Source organism: Lutimonas sp., from assembly GCF_051011215.1.
GTDB lineage: Bacteria > Bacteroidota > Bacteroidia > Flavobacteriales > Flavobacteriaceae > Lutimonas.
Genome location: NZ_JBPCUJ010000010.1, coordinates 1 through 2562 on the forward strand (window position 1 = coordinate 1; position 2562 = coordinate 2562).

General features: G+C 32.6%; 3 protein-coding genes. All 3 read left to right on the forward strand.

The features are described from left to right. Window positions 1–110 precede the first annotated feature (110 nt). Window positions 111–398, forward strand: coding sequence for a hypothetical protein (locus ACR2MV_RS01300; RefSeq protein ID WP_434020066.1), 288 nt, complete (start codon window positions 111–113; stop codon window positions 396–398). A gap of 411 nt (window positions 399–809) precedes the next feature. Beyond that, window positions 810–1301: a hypothetical protein gene (locus ACR2MV_RS01305; RefSeq protein WP_434020067.1), complete on the forward strand. Its 492-nt coding sequence runs from the start codon at window positions 810–812 to the stop codon at window positions 1299–1301. A 603-nt stretch (window positions 1302–1904) separates the two neighbouring features. Next, window positions 1905–2309, forward strand: a complete 405-nt coding sequence (locus ACR2MV_RS01310; RefSeq protein ID WP_434020068.1) for a hypothetical protein — start codon at window positions 1905–1907, stop codon at window positions 2307–2309. Window positions 2310–2562: the final 253 nt, after the last annotated feature.

A 2562-nucleotide genomic window follows, 5' to 3' on the forward strand; every position in this document is an offset into this window, starting at 1 on the left:
ATGAAACTTAAGAACAAACAAAATAATTAAAACAAACCAACGTGGGTGAGCTACTGCTCATACCCAAACCGTTGTGTGTAATAAAACAAACATCAAGATAAAAATCAAGAATGACAGGAGGCGCAGGTAATATTCGTGATGCTCAGAATAGGTTAAATGCTAATCGATCTATGCGAGCTTCCAAAAAGGGGAAATTTAAATCTCACAGCCATGATTTGATTTATAAGACAGGTTCGACTGGAAAATCATCTCAGAAGAAGTTTACCAAAGAGCAGCAAGAAAAGGCAAAAGAAAAAGTTAGATTGAAACTCCAAAAAGAAAAGAAAATAAGGTTGATAATGATAATTATCTTTTCGATTATAACTTTAGCGGCATTTATTTATTTAAATAGTAAATAGTTTTTCATCTTACTACACACAACAACGTGTATAATTAATTGTTGGATTTCGGTAAGTTCAAATTATATTTAAGCATTAATATTATTGGAATAATGAATATGAGTACACACAGTTTTGTTTACGCTAAGAAGTGCCTCCAGCATCCTTACGGTAAGATGTCGGCACACTCAGACTCTAGGCTCCAACAAAACTGCCAACTCAACAACTAATCATACACAAACCGTTGCCATACATTAAATGGGAAATCTTTTAAGAATAATATTGATTGTTTTTATGTTGAATTCTTGCGCACAAAAGGATTCAAATATTGTTAAACCTATTGAATATTCCGTTGACTTCGAGAAGTACAATGACGAAGGCCGAATCTCTATAATTGATTTGGATTCTATTAAGAATTACTCTGATTTAATAATGGAAATTGAAAGAATCTCATGTGATAAAAAAGTATCTGGCCTAAAGATTAATACAAAAACTAAAGTTCACTACATAACAGGTTTTACGTCCTGCCCAACATCAGGAGAAATTAATTGTTATTTTAGAAGAATTAATATAAGAGTAAAAAACGATTCGATATTTAACAGTTGGTCGAATATGAATGAGAGCATTCCTATAGAAAATTTAAAAATTGAACTTGATACTTTAATGTCTAAACCGTATAATCTCCAATATAAAAAAGAGATTCTAAAACCTGCTTTGATAAGTTTATACATGGATGATGATATTTCTGTTTCTACAATAAAAAAAGTTTTATGTGAAATAGCTGAGCAATTCCAAAGAATTAGAATTAGTAAAGGGTCGGAATATTTTAAGTTCAATATACTGTTTTACGAAATGTATTCGTTTGAAGTTAAACCTCCACCGCCACCACCATTAAAACCTGAAAAGATCGAAATTGTTGAATAAAAACGTATGGCAACAACGGGTATAAGCAATAGCTTCAATCCGTCTCCGAATGGAAAATCATATTAAAAAGAAACAAATAAAACAAAATCAACATTAGGGGAGAGCTACTGCTCATACCCAAACCGTTGTATTCAATTAAATCCTCCGATGAAAATAAGTACTATTTGACCAAAACTCTCCAGGCTTATGTGATTAGCAGCGTGAAAAGAGTTTACTATTTGCTAGTAGGTAATTACATAAGCCTAGGCAAGTTCGGGAAATAGGAGCGGAGTTATGACGGAAATCCCTTATAAATGGAAAGGCTGATCGGTACGGATTGTAAGGTTAAAATGTTTACTTGAGCTGTGTCAATCAGCTGGTACGGGAACAGAAGGTAACTGAATACAACAATGTGTATAATTAATTGTGGGTTTGGGCTGAGTCTAGAAGTTATCGCAAGTCAAGTAGTCGGAGTGAGAGAAGAAAGTAAAAACAAGTTTAACCACAACTAACCATACACAAGTACGTTGTAGCCAATTCCAAGAAATTATGAGGAAATTACAATTCTTATTTGTTTTCATTTGCAATGTTGTTTTCTTTAATCAAAAATGTAATTCCCAAAAGTTGGGGAAATCAATTCTAGGTAATTGGTACTTTTATGCTGTAGATTCAACTAAAAGTGATCCATATTATTTTTACTATACCGAGGTATTTATAAAAAAGGATACAATTTTCGCCTCTAGTGAGTCAGCAGGTCTTATCAGCCCTATGGAGTTTAAAATATATGGGGATTCTGTAAGTTATAATATACAAAATGATTATAACTGGAAGGCAAAAATAGAATCTATATCGCAAGAATCTTTCAGCCTTAAGATTCTGTATGGAGATGGAATCAAGATTGAGAAATACTACAAATTAACAGATAAGCCAAATCTTGAAGATTTTAGAAACGGAAGAGTTTCCGAATCGGAATTCTATAACAAATTTTGGAAGAGAATGATGAGTCTTGAAAAATCTTTTGGACTTTAATAGTTTGGAAATTTTCAATTGGAATAACTGGCTACAACAACGGGTATAATTAATTGTGGTTCAGAGCTATACCAAAGTTAGTCGAAGTTTAAAAGTAAAAGTGAATAGAGCAAGTAAAGTAAAATCAATCCACAACTAACCATACCCAAACCGTTGCCAACTATAAAAACAAAACATTTAAAATGACAATAATTTAAGATGCTTTTTGGACCAGGAGGAGGGATGCAAAAATCAGTTCAGCGCAACCTTTCGC

Coding starts and splice junctions, on each gene's coding strand:
- ACR2MV_RS01300 (WP_434020066.1), top strand. CDS start 111: ATGACAGGAGGCGCAGGTAATATTCGTGATGCTCAGAATAGGTTAAAT.
- ACR2MV_RS01305 (WP_434020067.1), top strand. CDS start 810: ATGGAAATTGAAAGAATCTCATGTGATAAAAAAGTATCTGGCCTAAAG.